Annotated in this window: 18 protein-coding genes and 4 pseudogenes; 6 read left to right on the forward strand and 16 right to left on the reverse strand. The window is 70.9% G+C overall.

Translation table 11 applies throughout. The annotated features are described in order from the left end of the window. Positions 1-310: 310 nt before the first annotated feature. The 3 genes from OG470_RS36795 to OG470_RS36805 all read right to left on the reverse strand — a co-directional run bounded on the left by OG470_RS36795 (position 311) and on the right by OG470_RS36805 (position 3,581). Positions 311-595 carry a GlsB/YeaQ/YmgE family stress response membrane protein gene (locus OG470_RS36795; RefSeq protein ID WP_328419366.1) on the reverse strand — a complete coding sequence of 95 codons (285 nt, stop codon included), beginning with the start codon at positions 593-595 and terminating at the stop codon, positions 311-313. 426 nt (positions 596-1,021) lie between these two features. Further along, on the reverse strand, positions 1,022-2,899 hold the full coding sequence (gene lepA, locus OG470_RS36800) for a translation elongation factor 4 (protein ID WP_328419368.1): 1,878 nt from the start codon (positions 2,897-2,899) through the stop codon (positions 1,022-1,024). Between the two features lie 145 nt (positions 2,900-3,044). Continuing rightward, positions 3,045-3,581 carry a DUF4240 domain-containing protein gene (locus tag OG470_RS36805; protein WP_328419370.1) on the reverse strand — a complete coding sequence of 179 codons (537 nt, stop codon included), beginning with the start codon at positions 3,579-3,581 and terminating at the stop codon, positions 3,045-3,047. 61 nt (positions 3,582-3,642) lie between these two features. Here OG470_RS36805 and OG470_RS36810 point away from each other — a divergent pair, with 61 nt between their 5' ends. Both OG470_RS36810 and rpsT read left to right on the forward strand, forming a co-directional pair. Then, positions 3,643-4,632 carry an aminoglycoside phosphotransferase family protein gene (locus tag OG470_RS36810; protein ID WP_328419372.1) on the forward strand — a complete coding sequence of 330 codons (990 nt, stop codon included), beginning with the start codon at positions 3,643-3,645 and terminating at the stop codon, positions 4,630-4,632. Between the two features lie 182 nt (positions 4,633-4,814). Next, positions 4,815-5,081: a 30S ribosomal protein S20 gene (rpsT, locus tag OG470_RS36815; RefSeq protein ID WP_109818418.1), complete on the forward strand. Its 267-nt coding sequence runs from the start codon at positions 4,815-4,817 to the stop codon at positions 5,079-5,081. Between the two features lie 16 nt (positions 5,082-5,097). Here rpsT and OG470_RS36820 read toward each other — a convergent pair whose 3' ends face one another. Then, positions 5,098-5,586, reverse strand: a complete 489-nt coding sequence (locus tag OG470_RS36820; RefSeq protein ID WP_328419375.1) for a hypothetical protein — start codon at positions 5,584-5,586, stop codon at positions 5,098-5,100. Then, the gene (gene holA, locus OG470_RS36825; protein ID WP_328426843.1) at positions 5,583-6,563 is read right to left on the reverse strand and encodes a DNA polymerase III subunit delta; all 981 of its coding nucleotides are present in this window, start codon (positions 6,561-6,563) and stop codon (positions 5,583-5,585) included. The genes OG470_RS36820 and holA overlap by 4 nt, the downstream gene beginning before the upstream one ends. A gap of 812 nt (positions 6,564-7,375) precedes the next feature. Between holA and OG470_RS36830 the strand changes: the two genes are divergently transcribed. Further along, on the forward strand, positions 7,376-7,504 hold the full coding sequence (locus tag OG470_RS36830) for a hypothetical protein (protein ID WP_328419377.1): 129 nt from the start codon (positions 7,376-7,378) through the stop codon (positions 7,502-7,504). 14 nt (positions 7,505-7,518) lie between these two features. Here OG470_RS36830 and OG470_RS36835 read toward each other — a convergent pair. The 5 genes and pseudogenes from OG470_RS36835 to OG470_RS36855 all read right to left on the reverse strand — a co-directional run. Then, a pseudogene (locus OG470_RS36835) lies at positions 7,519-7,758 on the reverse strand (hypothetical protein); the annotation flags it as partial. A gap of 50 nt (positions 7,759-7,808) precedes the next feature. Beyond that, positions 7,809-8,194: pseudogene (locus OG470_RS36840) on the reverse strand (replication-relaxation family protein); the annotation flags it as partial. Between the two features lie 835 nt (positions 8,195-9,029). Then, positions 9,030-9,737, reverse strand: a pseudogene (locus OG470_RS36845) (ComEC/Rec2 family competence protein); the annotation flags it as partial. Then, positions 9,734-10,563, reverse strand: a pseudogene (locus OG470_RS36850) (helix-hairpin-helix domain-containing protein). The pseudogenes OG470_RS36850 and OG470_RS36845, both read right to left, overlap by 4 nt. A 159-nt stretch (positions 10,564-10,722) precedes the next feature. Further along, a complete protein-coding gene (locus tag OG470_RS36855) occupies positions 10,723-11,367 on the reverse strand; it encodes a dihydrofolate reductase family protein (protein WP_328419381.1) in 645 nt (214 codons plus the stop codon). 74 nt (positions 11,368-11,441) lie between these two features. Between OG470_RS36855 and OG470_RS36860 the strand changes: the two genes are divergently transcribed. Further along, positions 11,442-11,963, forward strand: a complete 522-nt coding sequence (locus OG470_RS36860) for a winged helix-turn-helix transcriptional regulator (protein WP_328419382.1) — start codon at positions 11,442-11,444, stop codon at positions 11,961-11,963. A gap of 88 nt (positions 11,964-12,051) precedes the next feature. Here OG470_RS36860 and OG470_RS36865 read toward each other — a convergent pair whose 3' ends face one another. Continuing rightward, the gene (locus OG470_RS36865) at positions 12,052-12,252 is read right to left on the reverse strand and encodes a DUF397 domain-containing protein (protein ID WP_328419384.1); all 201 of its coding nucleotides are present in this window, start codon (positions 12,250-12,252) and stop codon (positions 12,052-12,054) included. After that, on the reverse strand, positions 12,243-13,010 hold the full coding sequence (locus OG470_RS36870) for a DUF5753 domain-containing protein (protein WP_328426845.1): 768 nt from the start codon (positions 13,008-13,010) through the stop codon (positions 12,243-12,245). The genes OG470_RS36865 and OG470_RS36870 overlap by 10 nt, the downstream gene beginning before the upstream one ends. Before the next feature lie 357 nt (positions 13,011-13,367). Between OG470_RS36870 and OG470_RS36875 the strand changes: the two genes are divergently transcribed. Next, positions 13,368-13,649 (forward strand): hypothetical protein, encoded by a 282-nt coding sequence (locus tag OG470_RS36875; RefSeq protein ID WP_328426847.1) that lies wholly within the window; start codon positions 13,368-13,370, stop codon positions 13,647-13,649. Next, positions 13,646-13,891, forward strand: a complete 246-nt coding sequence (locus OG470_RS36880) for a flavin reductase (protein ID WP_328419386.1) — start codon at positions 13,646-13,648, stop codon at positions 13,889-13,891. Before OG470_RS36875 ends, OG470_RS36880 begins: the two co-directional genes overlap by 4 nt. Positions 13,892-13,894: 3 nt before the next feature. On the opposite strand, the gene OG470_RS36885 is transcribed toward OG470_RS36880, so the two are convergent. From OG470_RS36885 to rsfS, 4 genes are all read right to left on the reverse strand, one after another. Next, positions 13,895-14,668, reverse strand: a complete 774-nt coding sequence (locus OG470_RS36885; protein ID WP_328419388.1) for an SDR family NAD(P)-dependent oxidoreductase — start codon at positions 14,666-14,668, stop codon at positions 13,895-13,897. A 4-nt stretch (positions 14,669-14,672) separates the two neighbouring features. After that, positions 14,673-15,527 (reverse strand): DegV family protein, encoded by an 855-nt coding sequence (locus OG470_RS36890; RefSeq protein WP_328419390.1) that lies wholly within the window; start codon positions 15,525-15,527, stop codon positions 14,673-14,675. A gap of 105 nt (positions 15,528-15,632) precedes the next feature. Continuing rightward, positions 15,633-16,262: a histidine phosphatase family protein gene (locus OG470_RS36895; RefSeq protein ID WP_328419392.1), complete on the reverse strand. Its 630-nt coding sequence runs from the start codon at positions 16,260-16,262 to the stop codon at positions 15,633-15,635. Next, on the reverse strand, positions 16,259-16,666 hold the full coding sequence (gene rsfS, locus OG470_RS36900; RefSeq protein ID WP_328419394.1) for a ribosome silencing factor: 408 nt from the start codon (positions 16,664-16,666) through the stop codon (positions 16,259-16,261). Before rsfS ends, OG470_RS36895 begins: the two co-directional genes overlap by 4 nt. Positions 16,667-16,768 lie beyond the last annotated feature (102 nt).

Consider the following 16,768-nt stretch of genomic DNA (forward strand, 5'->3'; position numbering starts at 1 on the left):
TCCACCGAAATTCCAAACCGACTTTGCCCACCAGAGGATCACGATCAGGCATACACGGACGTGTTCCACCGGCGACCGCTCTCCCGAGGCAACCGGCCTCTCGGGAGATGCAGCAAGATCCGCGCAACATCGCCGAAAGTGCTGCCTCCCAACGGGTTGAGACAGCACTTTCGGCGAAAGTGCGCGGATCTTGAGGCCATCGCGCGGCGCGGTCACCCCGGGCGGCCAGGTGAACGCCGATGGGCGCCCGACCAGTCGGCCGGGCGCCCATCGGAAGTGTTGCGGTGGTACGAGGTGATGTTGGGGGGTGTTATCGGGTGACGCTGCGGCGGCTACCCACACCTGCCACCAGCGCGACCGCGATGGCCGCCACGACGACCTGCACCAGCAGCTCGCCCCAGTCGATCCCGCTGGTCTCCGTCGCGATGCCGATGGCCCGCGCCAGCACCGTGCCCAGCAGGGCCGCGCCGACGCCGATCAGCATGTGCAGCCACATGGGCATGTTCTGCCGGCCCGGGACGACCAGGCGGCCCAGGGCCCCGATGATGAGACCAACAACAAGCGCAGTGATGATGCCCCACACGGTGAGCTCCACGATCGCCCTCCTTCAAAGAATGTCTGACACACAATGTGTGCTTCCTGTCGTGACCGCTAAGTTCCCGACCCACCGGAAATCCAAACCGACTCACTCTCAACGGAGAGCGGCACACGTCAATGCTGGTCGGGTGCGTCGATTGGCACGGGAGCGCGTCCAACCAGGTAGAAGGCCATCTCGTCGGATCGCCCACCGCACGGCGAGGCGGAGAAAATTTTCTTCACCAGCCGCCAGCCGCCAGGCCGTGCTGGCGCTCTGCCCGCGGCGGGCGGCGGGCCACCGGGATCCGGACACGGCGACGGCCGGTGCCCCCGGCCGTACGCCTGATCGTGGCGACCGGCCCAGCCGGGGCACCGGCCGTTCTCGTCAGTCAGCGCCGGCGTACCGGCGGTTCTCGTGAGTCAGCGCCGGCGGACCGGCGTCGGGTCACTTCTTGCCGGCGGCCTTGCCGTCGCCGGAGTCGGAGGAGAGGGCGGCGATGAATGCCTCCTGCGGCACCTCGACCCGGCCCACCATCTTCATCCGCTTCTTGCCTTCCTTCTGCTTCTCCAGCAGCTTGCGCTTACGGCTGATGTCACCGCCGTAGCACTTGGCGAGCACGTCCTTGCGGATCGCCCGGATGGTCTCCCGGGCGATGACCCGGCTGCCGATGGCCGCCTGGATCGGCACCTCGAACTGCTGGCGCGGGATCAGGGTGCGCAGCTTGGCGGCGATGGTGACGCCGTAGTTGTACGCCTTGTCCTTGTGCACGATGGCGCTGAACGCGTCCACCGGCTCGCCGTGCAGCAGGATGTCCACCTTCACCAGGTCCGATGCCTGCTCGGTGGAGGGCTCGTAGTCCAGCGAGGCGTAGCCCTTGGTCCGGCTCTTCAACTGGTCGAAGAAGTCGTAGATGATCTCCGCGAGGGGCAGCGTGTAGCGCAGCTCGACCCGGTCGGCGGAGAGGTAGTCCATGCCGAGCAGGCTGCCGCGCCGGCCCTGGCACAGCTCCATCACCGCGCCCACGTAGTCGTTAGGCGTCAGCACGGTGGCCCGGACCACCGGCTCGTACACCTCGGCGATCTTGCCGGTCGGGTACTCGCTGGGGTTGGTGACGACGATTTCCTCGCCGTCGTCCGTGATCGCCCGGTAGACCACGTTCGGCGCGGTGGAGATCAGGTCGAGGTTGTACTCGCGCTCCAGCCGCTCCCGGATGATCTCCAGGTGGAGCAGGCCGAGGAAGCCGCAGCGGAAGCCGAAGCCGAGCGCCCCGGAGGTCTCCGGCTCGTAGTCCAGCGCGGCGTCGTTGAGCTTGAGCTTGTCCAGCGCCTCACGCAGGTTGGGGTAGTCGGACCCGTCGATCGGATAGAGGCCGGAGTAGACCATCGGCTTCGGGTCCTTGTAGCCACCCAGCGCCTCGGACGCCGGCCGGCTGTTGATGGTGACCGTGTCACCGACCCGGGACTGCCGGACGTCCTTCACGCCGGTGATCAGGTAACCGACCTCGCCGACACCGAGCGCCTCGGCCTTCACCATCTCCGGCGAGATGACGCCGATCTCCAGCAGCTCGTGCACCGCCCCGGTGGACATCATCTTAATCCGGTCCCGGGCGCTGATCCGGCCGTCGATGACCCGCACATAGGTGACCACGCCGCGGTAGACGTCGTACACCGAGTCGAAGATCATCGCCCGGGCGGGCGCCTCGGCGTCACCGACCGGCGGGATGAACTGCCGGACAATCTCGTCGAGCAGGTACGGAACCCCCTCGCCGGTCTTGCCGGAGACCCGGATGCAGTCGGCAGGGTCGCCGCCGATCAGGTGCGCCAACTCCTCGGCGTACTTCTCCGGCTGGGCGGCCGGCAGGTCGATCTTGTTGAGCACCGGGATGATGCGCAGGTCGTTCTCAAGGGCCAGGTAGAGGTTGGCCAGGGTCTGCGCCTCGATGCCCTGCGCGGCGTCGACCAGCAGCACGGCACCCTCGCAGGCGGCCAACGACCGCGACACCTCGTAGGTGAAGTCGACGTGCCCCGGGGTGTCGATCATGTTGAGCACCGCGTGCTCGCCGGTCCGCTCGCCCTCGCGGATGGTCCACGGCATCCGGACGGCCTGACTCTTGATGGTGATGCCGCGCTCGCGCTCGATGTCCATCCGGTCCAGGTACTGGGCGCGCATCTGCCGGGGGTCGACCACGCCGGTGAGCTGCAACATCCGGTCGGCCAGGGTCGACTTCCCGTGATCGATGTGGGCGATGATGCCGAAGTTCCGGATGCGACCGGGGTCGGTGGCACCAGGAGCGTTCGCGCCGGGATCGAGCTTCGGTGGCACAGCGGTCCGTTCTGGTCGGCTGACGTGAGCAGGCCGGCGCACCGCCGACCCCCTCTATGCTCCCACGCCGCCGGGGTGCGTCCGCTGCGCGGGCGATCCTCCCTACCCCGCGACCCCGGCACTGGGCGCCGAACCGCCCAACACCTCACTCCATCGGCGGCTCAACGAAGAGCGCGGCCAGCCGGGGCAGCCGGCGGCGGGCCTCCTCCTCGTCGTCGAAATCCCAGAAGTCGTTGAGATCCGGCGCGCGCACCGGCTCCCGGTCCGCCGGCAGTTCCGCCGCGGTGGCCTTGCGGTACGCGTCCCAGGGCACCGCCAACATGTGCTCGGCGGAGAACTCCTCGCCGCTGAGCGAGGCGGCCCGCACCTGGGGCAGCTCGGCCAGCGAGTCCGGGTCGGTGACCGCGCGCGCGAAGACCGCCCGGCCCTGGGTCATCAGCCAGCCCCGGAAGTGCTCGAAGCCGTCCGCCGAGGCACCCCCGTTGATCAGGTACGCCGCTCCCCAGAGATCCGCCTTGTGCGAGGCGGCCAGCACCCGCGTCTGGTGCCGGGCGTATCCGACGATGTCCTCCGGGTCACGCTCGGCGAGCAGCGCGACAGCCCGCGCGGCGACCGGACCCGGTTCTCCCCCACCGCCGGCACGGGCCTGGTCGATCAGCTGCCAGAAGTCCTCGGTCCTCATGGCTTGGCAGTCTCGCAGTGTCGCCGCACGCCGCGCACGTACCCCGGGGCAGCATGGTGGGGTGTCGTCCCCCACGCCGTTGCCTCCGGTCCCGTACCACGCGAGTGCGCTGCGCCCGTCGTGGCCGTCGTTGCCGGCGGCGCTGCGGGACGCGATCGCCGACCGGCTCGGCGCGCCGGTGGTCACCGCCAGGGTCGCCGGCGCGGGCTTCACCCGGGGCTTCGCCGCCGTGCTCGGCACCGCCGACGGCGGCCGGGCCTTCGTCAAGGCCGCACCCGCCGCCGAGCAACCGCACCTGGTCGACTGGTACGCCCGGGAGGCCGCGATCCTCGACCGGCTGACGGCCGGCCTGCCGGCGCCCCGCCCCCGGTGGACGCTGTCCGAGGCCGGCTGGTTCGTGCTGTGCACCGACGCCGTCGACGGCCACACGCCGCAGCTGCCCTGGGTACCGGCCGAGCTGGACGCCACGCTCGCCGGGTACGCCGAGGTCGCCGCCGCGCTGGCCGACCCGCCGGTCGAGCTGACCGCGCTCGGCCTGCCGCACCTGGCCGACCTGGCCCGGTCGGACATCCTCTGGTGGGAGGAGGTCGCAGCCGGTCGGGAGCCGTCGCCGGTGCTGCCGCCGCCCCTGCGGGACCGGCTGCCCGAGCTGGTGGCGCTGGAGTCCCGCCTCCCCCAGTACGCCGCCGGTGTGACCGGCCTGATCCACGGCGACCTGCGGGTGGACAACGTGCTCATCGGTGCGGACGGCCGGGCCTGGTTCTGCGACTGGACCTGGGTCTGCCACGGGCCGGCCTGGTTCGATCTGGCCGGCCTGCTGATCACCGCGTACGCCGGCGGCCTGGACGCGGACCGGCTCTTCGCCGCGCACCCGGTGACCGCGGGCGCACCCCCGGACGCGCTGGACGCCACCCTGGCCGCGTTGGCCGGCTACTACCTCACCGGCGCCGCGGCAGCGCCGGTGACGGCCTCGCCGCACCTGCCCGCGCACCAGCGGTGGAGTGGCGAGCAGGCACTCGACTGGCTCGCCCACCGCCAGGGCTGGCGGTGACCGGCCGGGGCGTAAACTTGTCCTCGATGGGCCGGGTGATCGACGCGTTCGGCCGCGCGGTGGCCGGCCGTTTTGGCTCGTCCCGGGCGACCTGGTAACCTGGCTCTTCGCGCAGCGATGACGCATGTTCGTCATCCCGCGCATAAGCTGACCAACCCGAGCTATCAAGACGAGGCTGTCGCGTGGCGAACATCAAGTCCCAGATCAAGCGCAACCGGCAGAACGAGAAGGCCCGGCTGCGCAACAAGTCGGTCAAGTCGTCGCTGAAGACCGCCGTCCGGAAGTTCAACGAGGCTGCTGAGGCCGGTGACGTCGAGAAGGCCACCGCGCTGATGCAGGACGCCTCGCGCAAGCTGGACAAGGCCGTCAGCAAGGGCGTGATCCACTCCAACCAGGCCGCGAACCGCAAGTCCGCGATCGCCAAGCGCGTGGTGGCTCTCTCCGCCTGACGACTCACCGTCAGACCTATTCGGAAAGCCCCGGACTCCGGTCCGGGGCTTCCGTGTGTCCAGCCTCGGTCGCTGGCGTCGGTCGGTCCGCCCGGTCCGGACGGCGAACAGGCCGCGCCGGATCGGCGTCGATCACCACGCCGGTGACGCTGTGCGAGATCCACTCCACCCGGGCCCGGCCGACAACCGGCTCCATCTGGCGGCGGAAGCGGTCCCGTTCCTGCTCGGGCACGAGCGCGGCGGAGCGGACCACGATCGCGGCCACCATGTCGTTGAGTTTGACCATCACCGCCACCACGGCCGGCAGCACCAGCACGGACCACCAGGTGACCAGCTCGGCGAGGGCGAGCAGTGCGGCCAGCGCGATGGTGCCCTCGAAGAAGAGAAAGCAGAGCACCCCGCCGGGGTTGACGAACCGCAGGTTGAGGAGCCGGGCGTAGAGCGGCCGGTAACGCTCCTCATCGGCGGGGATGGTGGCCCACGCCGTACGGTTCGGCCCGGTCACCGGCCGCTGCCCTGCCGGGCCGCCGCGACCGAGAAGACGGCACGCTCCAGGGCGTACGCCCGATCGTCCGAGCCGCCCTTGACGGCCGCGTTGCACTCGGCGGCGACCTGCATGGCCCGAACCAGGCCCTCAGGCGTCCAGCCGCGCCCCTGTCGCTGCGCCCGCTCGATCTTCCAGGCCGGCATGCCGAGACTGCTGGCGAGCTGGTACGGGTTGCCCCGCCCGGCCGACGCCACCCGGGCCACCGTGCGCACCCCGTCGGCCAGGGCGTCGGCGATGGGCACCGGGTCGACCCCGACGTGCAGGGCCCAGCGCAGCGCCTCCAGAGCCGCCGGCACGTCGCCGACCATGGTGGCGTCCGCCACCGTGAAGCCGGTCACCTCGACCCGACCCCGGTAGTAGCGGGAGACCGTGTCGGCGCTGATCCGCCCGTCGGTGTCGGCGATCAGTTGGGAGCAGGCGGCGGCCAGCTCGCGCAGGTCGTTGCCGACCGCCGCGATCAGCGCCTCGGCGGCGTCGTCGGTGCATTTGCCACCGGCCCGGCGAATCTCGTCGCGGACGAAGGCCAGCCGCTCGCGGTGCCCCTTGAGCTTCGCCGCCGGGACCACCGTCGCGCCCGCCGCCCGCAGCCCGTCGGCGAATGCCTTGCCCTTGGCAGCGCCCAAATGCAGCACCAGCAGCTGAACCTCCGGGTCGGGGTTCTTCGCGTACGCGAGCAGCGCGGTGACCAGGTCCTTGCGGGCATCCTGGCCGGAGCGCAGGATGAGCAGCCGCCGCCCGCCGAACAGCGACGGGCTGAGCATCTCGGCGATCTCGCCGACGGTGAGCGCGCTCGCCTGGTACTCGCGGACGTCCACCTCGGGGTCGACGCTGCGGACCCTCGCGATCGCTTCGGTCACGGCGCGCGTGGCGAGCAGTTCCTCATCGCCGAGGACGAGCAGAATGGGGGCGAGGCTGGCGGGGGTCACGCCGCCCATATTCGCACGGCCCACGGTGGGATCGTGCCTGGTCATTCGCCGCTCACTCGGCGCAGCCCGCACTCAGTGCAAATCCCGACATTTATCGCATTTCATTATCTAATGCATAAGACGGCAGACGTGAACGGCAACAGCACCAGCGAGCGCTGATGTCGAGGCCATGTCGTGCGTAGCGTCCGATGCACTGAAGTGCTTCGATTACCCGGGTGAGAAACGCATCCCGGCTCTCGATCGCGGCGGCCATCGCAGTCGGCACGGCGGGCTACTTCGTTCCGACGCCGTGGTCTGTCGTCGCGGTCGCGCTCGACCTCCTCCTGCTGTCGACGGCTGTACTCCTCACCAGGGTCGGACGCCGTGCGAACGTCGTCGAACCCGGACGCAGCGCGAACATCGTCGAAGCGAGAAGGTTGGAGGACGTCCCTCCGATCGGCCAGCGCCCCGGCCATGTTGGCGAGCACGACCAGGGGACGAGCGAGACCCGGCCGGGCGACGGAGATATCCGGGTGGGGAGCGCTCCGTGGCGCGGCACCACCGCACCGCCGCCCCCACCTCCGCTGGACGACCTGCCTGAGCCATGGTTCCCACCAACCACCGACGCGCCGCCGTCGTATCCGCACGAGACCGGGCCGGCACCATGGGGGAGACCGCCAGAACGACCTGCCGCACGGCCGAGCGAGGCAGGTCCCCGATTCCGTGCGTCGCAGGCACGCGACTCCCACTCGGCGACCAGCCGGGTCCGGCGACCGGAGGCGCCTGCGTCGAGCGTTTCCACGCGGGCCACGGTGGCGGCTCACTCGCCGACACCTGACGAGATGCTGAGGGGCATCACGACGATCGTGGAGACCACCCGCAGGGGCCAGCAGTCCCAGATCTGGTGGTTCCTGGCCGGGGTCGCCGCATCGATCCCCGCAGGCATCCTGGTCAACCTCCTCACCGGCTGACCGGCGCCCGGCCGTCAGGGGCGCTGACCCGCCGGCACGCACCGGCGGACCACGGCCAGGCCATCGCCCGCCCGGATCGCCGCCAGGTCCCCGTCGGTGTCGGTCCGCAACACCCGGACACCGCCCCTGCTCAGCCGGGCGAGCAGCCCCGGATTCGAGTGCCCGTAGGTGTTGCCGGTGCCCACCGGCACCAGGGCGACGGCCGGCCGGACGGCGTCGAGAAACCCCGGATCCTGGCACGCCGAGCCGTGGTGCCACCAGTGCAGTGCCGTGTCGGGGTGGGTGCGGGCGTGGCAGCGAGGTCAATGAAGACCTGGTTGCCACCGAGCAGGTGCGGCAGGTCCGGCCGGCCGGTGAGGGGTTGCTTGCGGCGGCGGGCCTGGTCGCGGCGGGGTGGACCAAGGCCACGTTGGGCGTGAACGTGTCCGTAGCCGAGTTGGTCCAGGACTAGTGGTACGGGTGCGAGCCGCCGTAGGCCCGGTTGGGTCGAAACCGGTCTGTCGCGCGCAGGACGGTGAGGCGGCGTAGTCGGCGTTGGGCGAAGTCCAGGGACGGGAACAGTGCGGTGGCGATCTGGTCGGTGGTGAGGACGCCGTGGTCGTAGAGCCAGCCGAGGAGCTGGTCGTCGCGGGCGGTGATGCTGGCCTGTAGACGCAGCAGCGGGTCCGGAGCCGGTAGCGGTTTACGCATGGGCGGCCCTTGGGGGGACACCCCACACCGGTAGCGGTTTACGCATGGGCGGCCCCTGGGGGGACACCCCACACATGAGGGTGTGTCTGGAGCCGCGCCGGACTCCTGAGAGGGGGTCTGGCCTGGGCTGTGAGCGGGATCGGGGGGTCGGTTCGGGGGTCAGTGTCAAGACGGACGGTGCAACGGGGATCGACACCGACGTCGGCACGGCCAGCAACACCGGTTCCGCTGAAACGATGGTGTGGAAGGTTGTGCGCCCCGGGTCGGTGACGGCCCTGGTGGCGCGGGTGGGGGTCGCTGAGCTGGTTCAGCATGCTTGTTACTCCTTTGAGGAACGGAATGCGGGATGGATGGCGAGGCGTGCGCTGGTCACCCTGCCGCCGGGCGGGACGGTGTTCGCTCTGCCAGGTCGGGTCAGGTTCTGTCAGGAGGCGGGTTTCCTGACAGACGCGTGTGCTGGTCTCACGTCAACGGCTCGGTCTGACAGAAGTGACGGATTGTGGTTCTGTCACGCCGCCTCCCGGTGTGACAGGTCCGGCGCGGGTGGGGTGGTCTCGGCGCGCAGAGCGCGCACGAGCGTGGAGGCGGTGGCGTTGGACAGTTGGTGCCCGTCCGCGCGCAACTGTCGGGCGAGGGCCTTGCGGGACAGCGGTGTCCCCTCGGCGGTCAGGGTGCGGGCGGCGGTCCGGGCGGCCGGGACCAGCGCGGCGATCTCCGGACCCCGGTCCCGGACAGTCGGGTCGTGGGCCCGTCGGTCCGGGACCGCCGGGTCCTGGTCCGCCGGGGCGGGGACTGCGGTGGTGGAGTCCCGGACCGGGGCAGTGTTCGCCGGGACCGGAAGTGGCGGTGCGGGGACCGGCTTGTGGGTGCGCGTCCCAGCGGCGCGCTGCGCCCAGGACGGCACACCGTGCCGCAGGGGTGGGCCGCTGGTGCTGAGCACCGCAGCGGTGAGGTCACCTCCGCGCGGGACGCCGAGCCGACCCTCGGCGGTGAGGCGCTGCCCCGGCAGCAACCCCCGCCAGGCCGGGTCGGTGGCCAGAATCAGCAACCGCACCGATGCTTCGACCCGTCGGCCGTCCGGGCCGGTGAGTCGCACCAGCTCGGTCGGCACCAGCAGCATGCCTGGGCGCGCGGCGGACCGGATCGGACGCGGATCGTCCCGGACGACCAGGTCAGCGGTGACCGGGGCGCGCTGCTCGGCCAGGACGCGGATCGGCTGCGCGTCCCGGACGACGAGCCGGGCGGCGGTGGCCGTCGCACCGCAGACCACGCCGAGGCCGACCGCGACAGCGATCCAGCCGTACCGGCGGGCGGCGGCCCGGGGATGGCCGAGGCGGCCGAGCAGGTGCAGGGCGCTCAACGCCGTCAGGCCGGCGGCTGTGCCGCCCAGCACCAGGACCGGCCGGGCGCCGAGGTGCAGGCCGGCGAGCGCGCTGAGCCAGGTGGCCACGGCGAGCCCGGCCAGCCGCAGGTCCGGTGGTTGGGTCTGACCTTGGGCAACGCTCAAGCCGCCCGGCGCACTGACGATGGAATGGCCCCTCACACCGTCACCAGATCCTTGAGCTGCTCGTAGCGGGCGTCGCCGATCCCGTCGACCTGGCGCAGGTCGCCGACGGACTTGAACCCGCCGTGCTGATCCCTGTGCGTGAGGATCCGCTGGGCGAGGACCGGCCCGACCCCAGGCAACGCGTCGAGCTGCCCAGCGTGGCGGTGTTGAGGTTCAGCGGCTCGGCGGCGGGTGCCGCCCCACCCACCGCCGGGCCGGCCGCACCGCCCGGCACCGGCGGTGGCGTCACCCCCACCACGATCAGCTCCCCGTCGGTGAGCTTGCGGGCGGGATTGAGCAACGCCACGTCGACACCGGGCAGCGCGCCGCCGGCCGCCTGCACCGCGTCGGCGAGGCGGGATCCGGCCGGCAACCGCACCAGCCCGGGTCGACGGACCTTGCCGGCGACCGCCACCACCAGCTCGCCGGTGCCGGAGGCGCTGGGGTCACCCGCCGAGGTGGCCGGAGCGGCCTCGCTGGCCAGCGGGGCGACCGGCTCCTGCTGCGGCCGGGACCGCCAGGCCCAACCGGCGGCACCCAGCACGACCACCGCGGCGACGACCGCCAGCGCCCGCACGCCGCGCCGCCCCGGGTCGAACGCCCCGGGACCGGGCAGCCGCGAACCCGGCCCGGCCGCGAGGCCGTCCGGCCCCGGGGGCACGCCCGCGTCCGGCTCTATAAGCGGCCCAGCCCGGGGCGGCAACGCGCCGACCAGAGGTACGCCCGCGAACGGCGTCTCAGCCGGGGGTGGCAGCACGCCGACCGGCGGGACAGTCAGCCGGTGCAGGCGCTGGCGTACCTCTGTCTCCTCGTCGTGCGGCACGACGCGACGCTATGGCGACGGACGGCGTGGCGGGACGTGCTGGCATCGCCCTGTGGATAAGTAACGCCAGTGTGGACAGAGCCCTGATCATCGTCGGATCTGCTACGGGGCCAGCAGCACGGACATCGATCGCCGTGCGATCGTGCCGGGGGGCGGTGGTCATCGTCTCCAGAACAGGAGGTGAGTGACTCCGCTGGGGCTCGGCACTGACTCAAGGTGGAAGCGGTCGAGGAGATCAGTGTGGCTCTCCCACAGCCGCTCGCCTCGACCGAGGTCGAGGCGAGCGACAGCGATGTGCATCGTGTCGACCAGGTCGGCCTCGATGAACTCGCGGATCGTGGCAACCCCACCACCGAGGCGTACGTCCCGACCAGCGGCGGCCTCCTTCGCGCGTGCCAGCGCCTCGACCGGGCTCGCATTGAGGAAATGAAAGGTGGTGTCAGACAGGGTGAACGACGGGCGTTCGTGATGGGTGAGCACGAAGACCGGCGTGTGGAACGGTGGGTTGTCCCCCCACCATCCCTGCCAATCGTGGTTCTCCCAGGGGCCGCGCTGGGGGCCGAACTTGTTACGACCCATGATCTCCGCCCCGATGTTGTAGTCGTAGTCGCGGGTCATGTAGTCGTCCAGGCCGCGAGTGCCGCCGGGTTCGGTGCGGTACACGAAGCTGGCAGTAGCGGCGCGCCAGGAGAACAGTGGGGTGGGGTCTGCGTGGCCGAAGGGCCGCTCCAGGCTTTGCCCCTCACCGGTACCGAACCCGTCACGCGACACCATGAAGCTCTGCACCCTTAGCAACTGCGGCATGTCTCCTCCTCTGGATCGGACGAGCAAAATCCGATTGCAACTTACAACCGGTTGCACCGTACTAGACTGATGGCATGCTGCAACCAGTAGGGGTCGGTCGCCTGCCCGTGTCGGAGGGAAAATCGGGGTGCCCGATCAATCTGACCGCCGAACTGCTGGGCGACCGATGGAGCCTGGTCGTGCTGCGGGACATCATGTTCGGCGGCCACAGGCACTTCCGCGAGCTGCTCACGAACTCGATCGAAGGCATCGCGTCGAACATCCTCGCCAGCCGCCTGTCGAAGCTCGTCGACGCGGGCCTGCTCACTCGGCACGATGACCCGAGCCACCGACAGAAGATCGAGTACCGGCTCACCGAGGCAGCGATCGAACTCGTTCCACTCATGGCTCACCTCGGCGCCTGGGGCTCCCGATGGCTCCCAACATCACCTGAGCTGTCGATCCGCGCCGAACTTCTCGCTCACGGCGGTCCTGACTTATGGGAGAGGTTCATGGACGAACTCCGCGCCGCGCACCTCGAAGGCCGTCCACACCCTGCCGACGGCGTCCTCGCCGAACTCACCCTGGCCTACGAACGGGCCGCTTCCACCAGCTAGAGAAGAGCAGTTCCCGAACACGCGCGTCCTGCAACAGATAAGCCCCGGCACACCATCACGGGTGACCCGGGCTCCTGCTTAGGTCTGGTCAGCTTACGGTGCCAATTCCCTTTGCCAGGCTCACGAAGCTCTGCCAGGCCGCCGGCCCGAAGGTCAACGTGCCGCCGTCGCGGTCCTTCGTGTCGCGGACGAGCACGACGCCGGGCAGGTTGTCGGCGACCTCGACGCAGTCACCCTGGTTGTTCCCACTCTTCGCGGACTTGCGCCACCGCGCGCCGGTCATGTCCATGATCTTGCTGCCTCCCTCAGAAGATCCAGGGAGCGACCACGAGGAAGGGCTTCGCCCCGGATCCGTTCCCACCGTCGGTTCAGGGTAACAATCTCGGTTGGCTCATCGATGATCTGCGCTTGAGCCTGACTGTCGACGTACGCCACGTGCACTCCGGTTCCAAGCTCAGCGATCGTGAACGGGCCACCGAGGCCGGGGTACATGCCGACGTCCTGGGGCACGATGTGAATCTGCACCGAGGGAAGCTGTGCACATTCGACCAGGTAGGCGAGCTGTTCGGCCATGAGTGCCCGATCGCCGTACGCCTGCCGCCGGAGGACGTTCTCATCGAGGACGGCTACGTAGAGCGGTCCGCCCAGTCGTCGCAGGATCGCGTGCCGCCCGGTTCGGGCCGCCACCATCTCGTCCACCTTAATGGGCAACAGCCCCTCGCCCTCGACCGTTGCCCGTGCGTACGCCTCGGTCTGGAACAGGCCGGGAACCCAGGCAAGCTGAAAGCCGCGCAGTGCCACCGCCTCCCGCTCGATGTCCACCCAGGGGCGGAACCACACGGGCTCCCGGCGTTTGAGCACATCCGGCCAAAGGTCCCCCTCCTCGCGACCGAGAATCGTTGCGACCTTCGATCGGTGGCGAGTCTGCGGGATACGTCCGGGGTTCGCCCACTTGGCTGCCGTCTTCGGGTCGACGCCTATCTGAGCTGCGAGGCTGTCCGCTGTCTCGCCCGCTGCCGACATCGCCTCAATGACTGCATGGTTCATCCGATTCCTCCCCGGAACGTTCTGCACGTCCATTGGAGATACTGCTACGCAGTGTGTTCGACCTGCAACCCTTGGCAAGGTGCTTCGTAGACGGCGCGGCCGGCAGGGACCCGAACCCGGCGGACGCGTTCGTAGCGGGGCCGCCCCACGGGCGAGCACTCACGGGGCGGCCCCTCCCACCAGCGTCCAGGGGAGACCGTGCCGAACGACAAGCCGCAGCCGAAGCCCGCAAACCCGCCACCGACGTCACCGCCCGCCAGCCCGGTCGTACCAGGCCCCATCAGGCCGTTCATCCCGCCGTTCCGTGGGCCGGGCCAGGTCGGCTACCGCGTTCCCGATCACGGTCGGGGGTCGGTTATTGCGCGCAAGGTTCATTCCAGCGAGGTCCTGCTCCTGACCCGCGCGGCAAGCCCGCAGTTCTTCCGACCCATCACGGTTCGGGTCATCCGGGTCCTGGATTGGATCACGTACGACGGCTGGCTGTGGATCGACGCCTACCAGCTCGCGCCTGACGGCACGGCGCTGGCTCGGCGGTCTTTGTTCTTCATGCCGGAGGGTGCCCACTGGGTGAAGGCCCCTGCGGTCGTCCCGGGACGTCGCCAGTCGGTCCGCCGAAGCCCGGTGAGGGTCGGCGGATGACCGGCCGCCCGAAGCATGCTCCGATCAAGCCGTCCTGGCGATGCCGGACCTGCGGGATCGCCTGGCCCTGCTCGGCCGCGAAGCTGTGGCTCCTCGGCGAGTACCGCAACGACCGCCCGGCCCTGCTGGTCCACCTGGCGTCCCTTCAGGAGGAAGCAGCCGGCCACCTGGCCGCGCTCAACCCGAGCGCCCTTTCGGCCAACCTCACAGACCGCTTCGTCGACTGGGCTCGTGGCCGCTGACTGTCAGCGGGCCTCTGGGTCGAGGCCGAGCACAGCCCGTCCCCCGTCCACCGGCAAAGTCACCCCGTTGATGAAGCTCGCCGCTGGCGACAGCAGGTACGCGACCGCCTCCGCCACCTCGTCGACCCGCCCGATCCGGCCCACCGGGTGCAGCCGGGTCAGTTCGGCGTCGATCCACTCGGCCTGGGTGGGCTCCTGGGTTGCCAGAAAGTCGGCATGGCGCTCGGTGGCGATCGAGCCGAGCGCGACAGCGTTGGCGCGGATGCCGTGCCGCCCGTATTCGACGGCCAGCGCCCGGGTGAGCCCCTCCACGGCGGCCTTCGCCGTCGAGTACGGCAGGGCGCCCGATACCGGTCGGTGGGCCTGGTGCGACGAGATGTTCACGATGGACCCGCCCGCACCGGCGGCCAGGAACCGGCGGACCGCCACGGCGGCGCCCACCACGGCCGGGCGCAGGTTCTGCCCGATCAGGTCCAGCACCGCGTCGGCCGACGCCGAGTGCAGCGAGGCGTCCCGGAACACCGCCGCGTTGTTCACCCAGCCGGTCAGCGGTGCGGCCCGCTCCGCCTGGTCGGCGGCCTGCTCGGCCACCCGCTCGTCGCTGGCGTCGCCGACCACCGCGACCAGCCGGTCGGCGGCCGGGTGCCCGGCCAGCCAGTCCAGCGCGTCGGCGTCACGTTCCATGACGACGACGGTGGCACCGGTCGTCACCAGCCGTTCCACCACGGCCCGGCCGACACCACGGCCTCCCCCGGTCACCACGCACGATGTGGGCACCGGCTCAGCCTGCCGGCCGTCGGTGGACGACCACGCAGGCCAGCCCCGGACCGGCGTGCGCGGCGACCACCGCGCCCGCCTCGGAGACGTACGTGTCGTGCAGCCGGTCACCCAGCCGCTCGGTCAGCGCGGCGAGCAGCGCCTCGGCCCGCTGTGGCGCGGCCAAATGGTGCACCCCGAGGTCCACCTCGTCGTCCCCGGCCGCCTCGACGGCCAGGTCGACCAGCCGGGCCACTCCCCGGCTGGCGGTCCGCACCTTTTCCCGCAGCACGATCGCGCCGTCCGGCATGTGCATGATCGGCTTGACCGACAGGGCGGTGCCGAACAGCGCCTCGGCCGCGTTGATCCGGCCGCCCCGGCGGAGGAATTCCAGCGTGTCGACGTAGAACCAGACCGTGGTCCGGGCGACGGCGGCGAGCGCAGCGTCGCGTACCCCGGCCAGGTCGGCGCCGGCCTCGGCGGCCTTGGCGGCCGCGATGGCCGGGAACCCGAGGCCCATGCCGGTCGAGCGGCTGTCCACCACGGCAACGCGGCCGTCCAGGTCGGCGGCGGCCAGCCGGGCCGCCTCGACCGTGCCGGAGAGGGTGGCGGAGAGGTGCACCGAGACGACTCCGTCGGCGCCGGCGTCGAGCAGCCGGCGGTACGTCTGCGCGAACTGTTCGGGTGCCGGTCGGGATGTGGTGGCCGTGACCCGCCGGCCGCTCAGCGCCAGGGTGGCGTCGGCGGGCTGGGTCTCCACCCCCTCCAGCCCTTCCGCGCCGTTGAGCACGACGGTCAACGGGACGACGGTCAGCCGGTGCGCCTGCACCAGGTCGGGCGGGAGGTAGGCGGTGGAGTCGATGACGACCGCGACGGGCATGCCCGGCACGCTAGCCGATCGAGGCCTTGAACGCCGAAGCGCGAGCGCACCGCGGGCGGTGGGGACGGCGGTCGGATCACGCCGGCGGGGGGACGGGACGGCGGCTCAGACCGCGTCGACGACGGCCGGTGCGGTGACCAGGCCGACGTTGTGCGCCCGCAGCTGCCAGCCGCGGACGTCGTCGTGCCGCAGCTCGGTCCAGTGGCAGTTGGCCAGTGAACCGATGGTGCGCAGCACGCTGGGATCCCAGCCGAGCAGGTGACCGACGCCCTGCCGGGAGCCGCCACCGTGGGTGGCGATCACCACGGTGCCGCCCGGTGCCGCGTCGGCCGCCTCCAGCAGCGCGGCGGCGACCCGTTCGCCGAGGTCGCGCAGGGGTTCCAGGTCAGCACCCGGGGCCGGGTCACCGGCCCGCCAGCGGGCGTACTCGGCCGGGAAGCGCTCGGCGACCTCGGTGAGGTGCAGGCCCTGCCACTGGCCGAAGTGCCGCTCGCGCAGCCGAGCGTCGGTGCGGACCGGCAGCCCGGTCAGCGCGGCCAGCGCGGCGGCGGTCTCCGCGGCGCGGCTCAGGTCGCTGGACACGATGGCGTCGGGTCGCAGCGACGCGAGCAGCGGGGCGGCGGCGCGGGCCTGGTCGCGGCCCAGCTCGTTCAGGGGTACGTCGGTCTGCCCCTGAACTCGGTTGGCAGCGTTCCAGTCAGTGTTGCCGTGCCGCCAGACGATCAGTCGGGTCATTCGGCTGCGGCGGACCCGCCGGCGTCGGCCTCGACCAGGTCGCGGTCGACGAACGGGATGGTGGGGCAGTCCTTCCAGAGCCGGTCGAGCCCGTAGAACTCGCGCTCCTCGGTGTGCTGGACGTGCACCACGATGTCGACGTAGTCGAGCAGCACCCAGCGGCCACCACGCTCGCCCTCGCGCCGGATCGGCTTGGCCTTCTCCGGCAGCTCCAGCAGGCGCTCCTCGATGGCGTCGACGATGGCCAGCACCTGACGCTCGTTGGGGGCGGCGGCGAGCAGGAACGCGTCGGTGATGGCGAGCTGGTCGCCGACGTCGATGATCGCGATGTCCTGCGCCTTCTTGTCGGCGGCGGCCTGGGCGGCAGCGATTGCCAGCTCGTGAGCGCGTTCGGAAACTGTCACCGTTCTCCTTCGATCAACCGTGCGATCCACCAAGCGTCTCATACCCGGCGACGCCCCGACTTGTCAGTTCTGGTCGATTAGGCGCATGAAACGGCCCATATC

The organism is Micromonospora sp. NBC_00389, assembly GCF_036059255.1.
In the GTDB taxonomy this organism is placed as follows: Bacteria; Actinomycetota; Actinomycetes; order Mycobacteriales; family Micromonosporaceae; genus Micromonospora.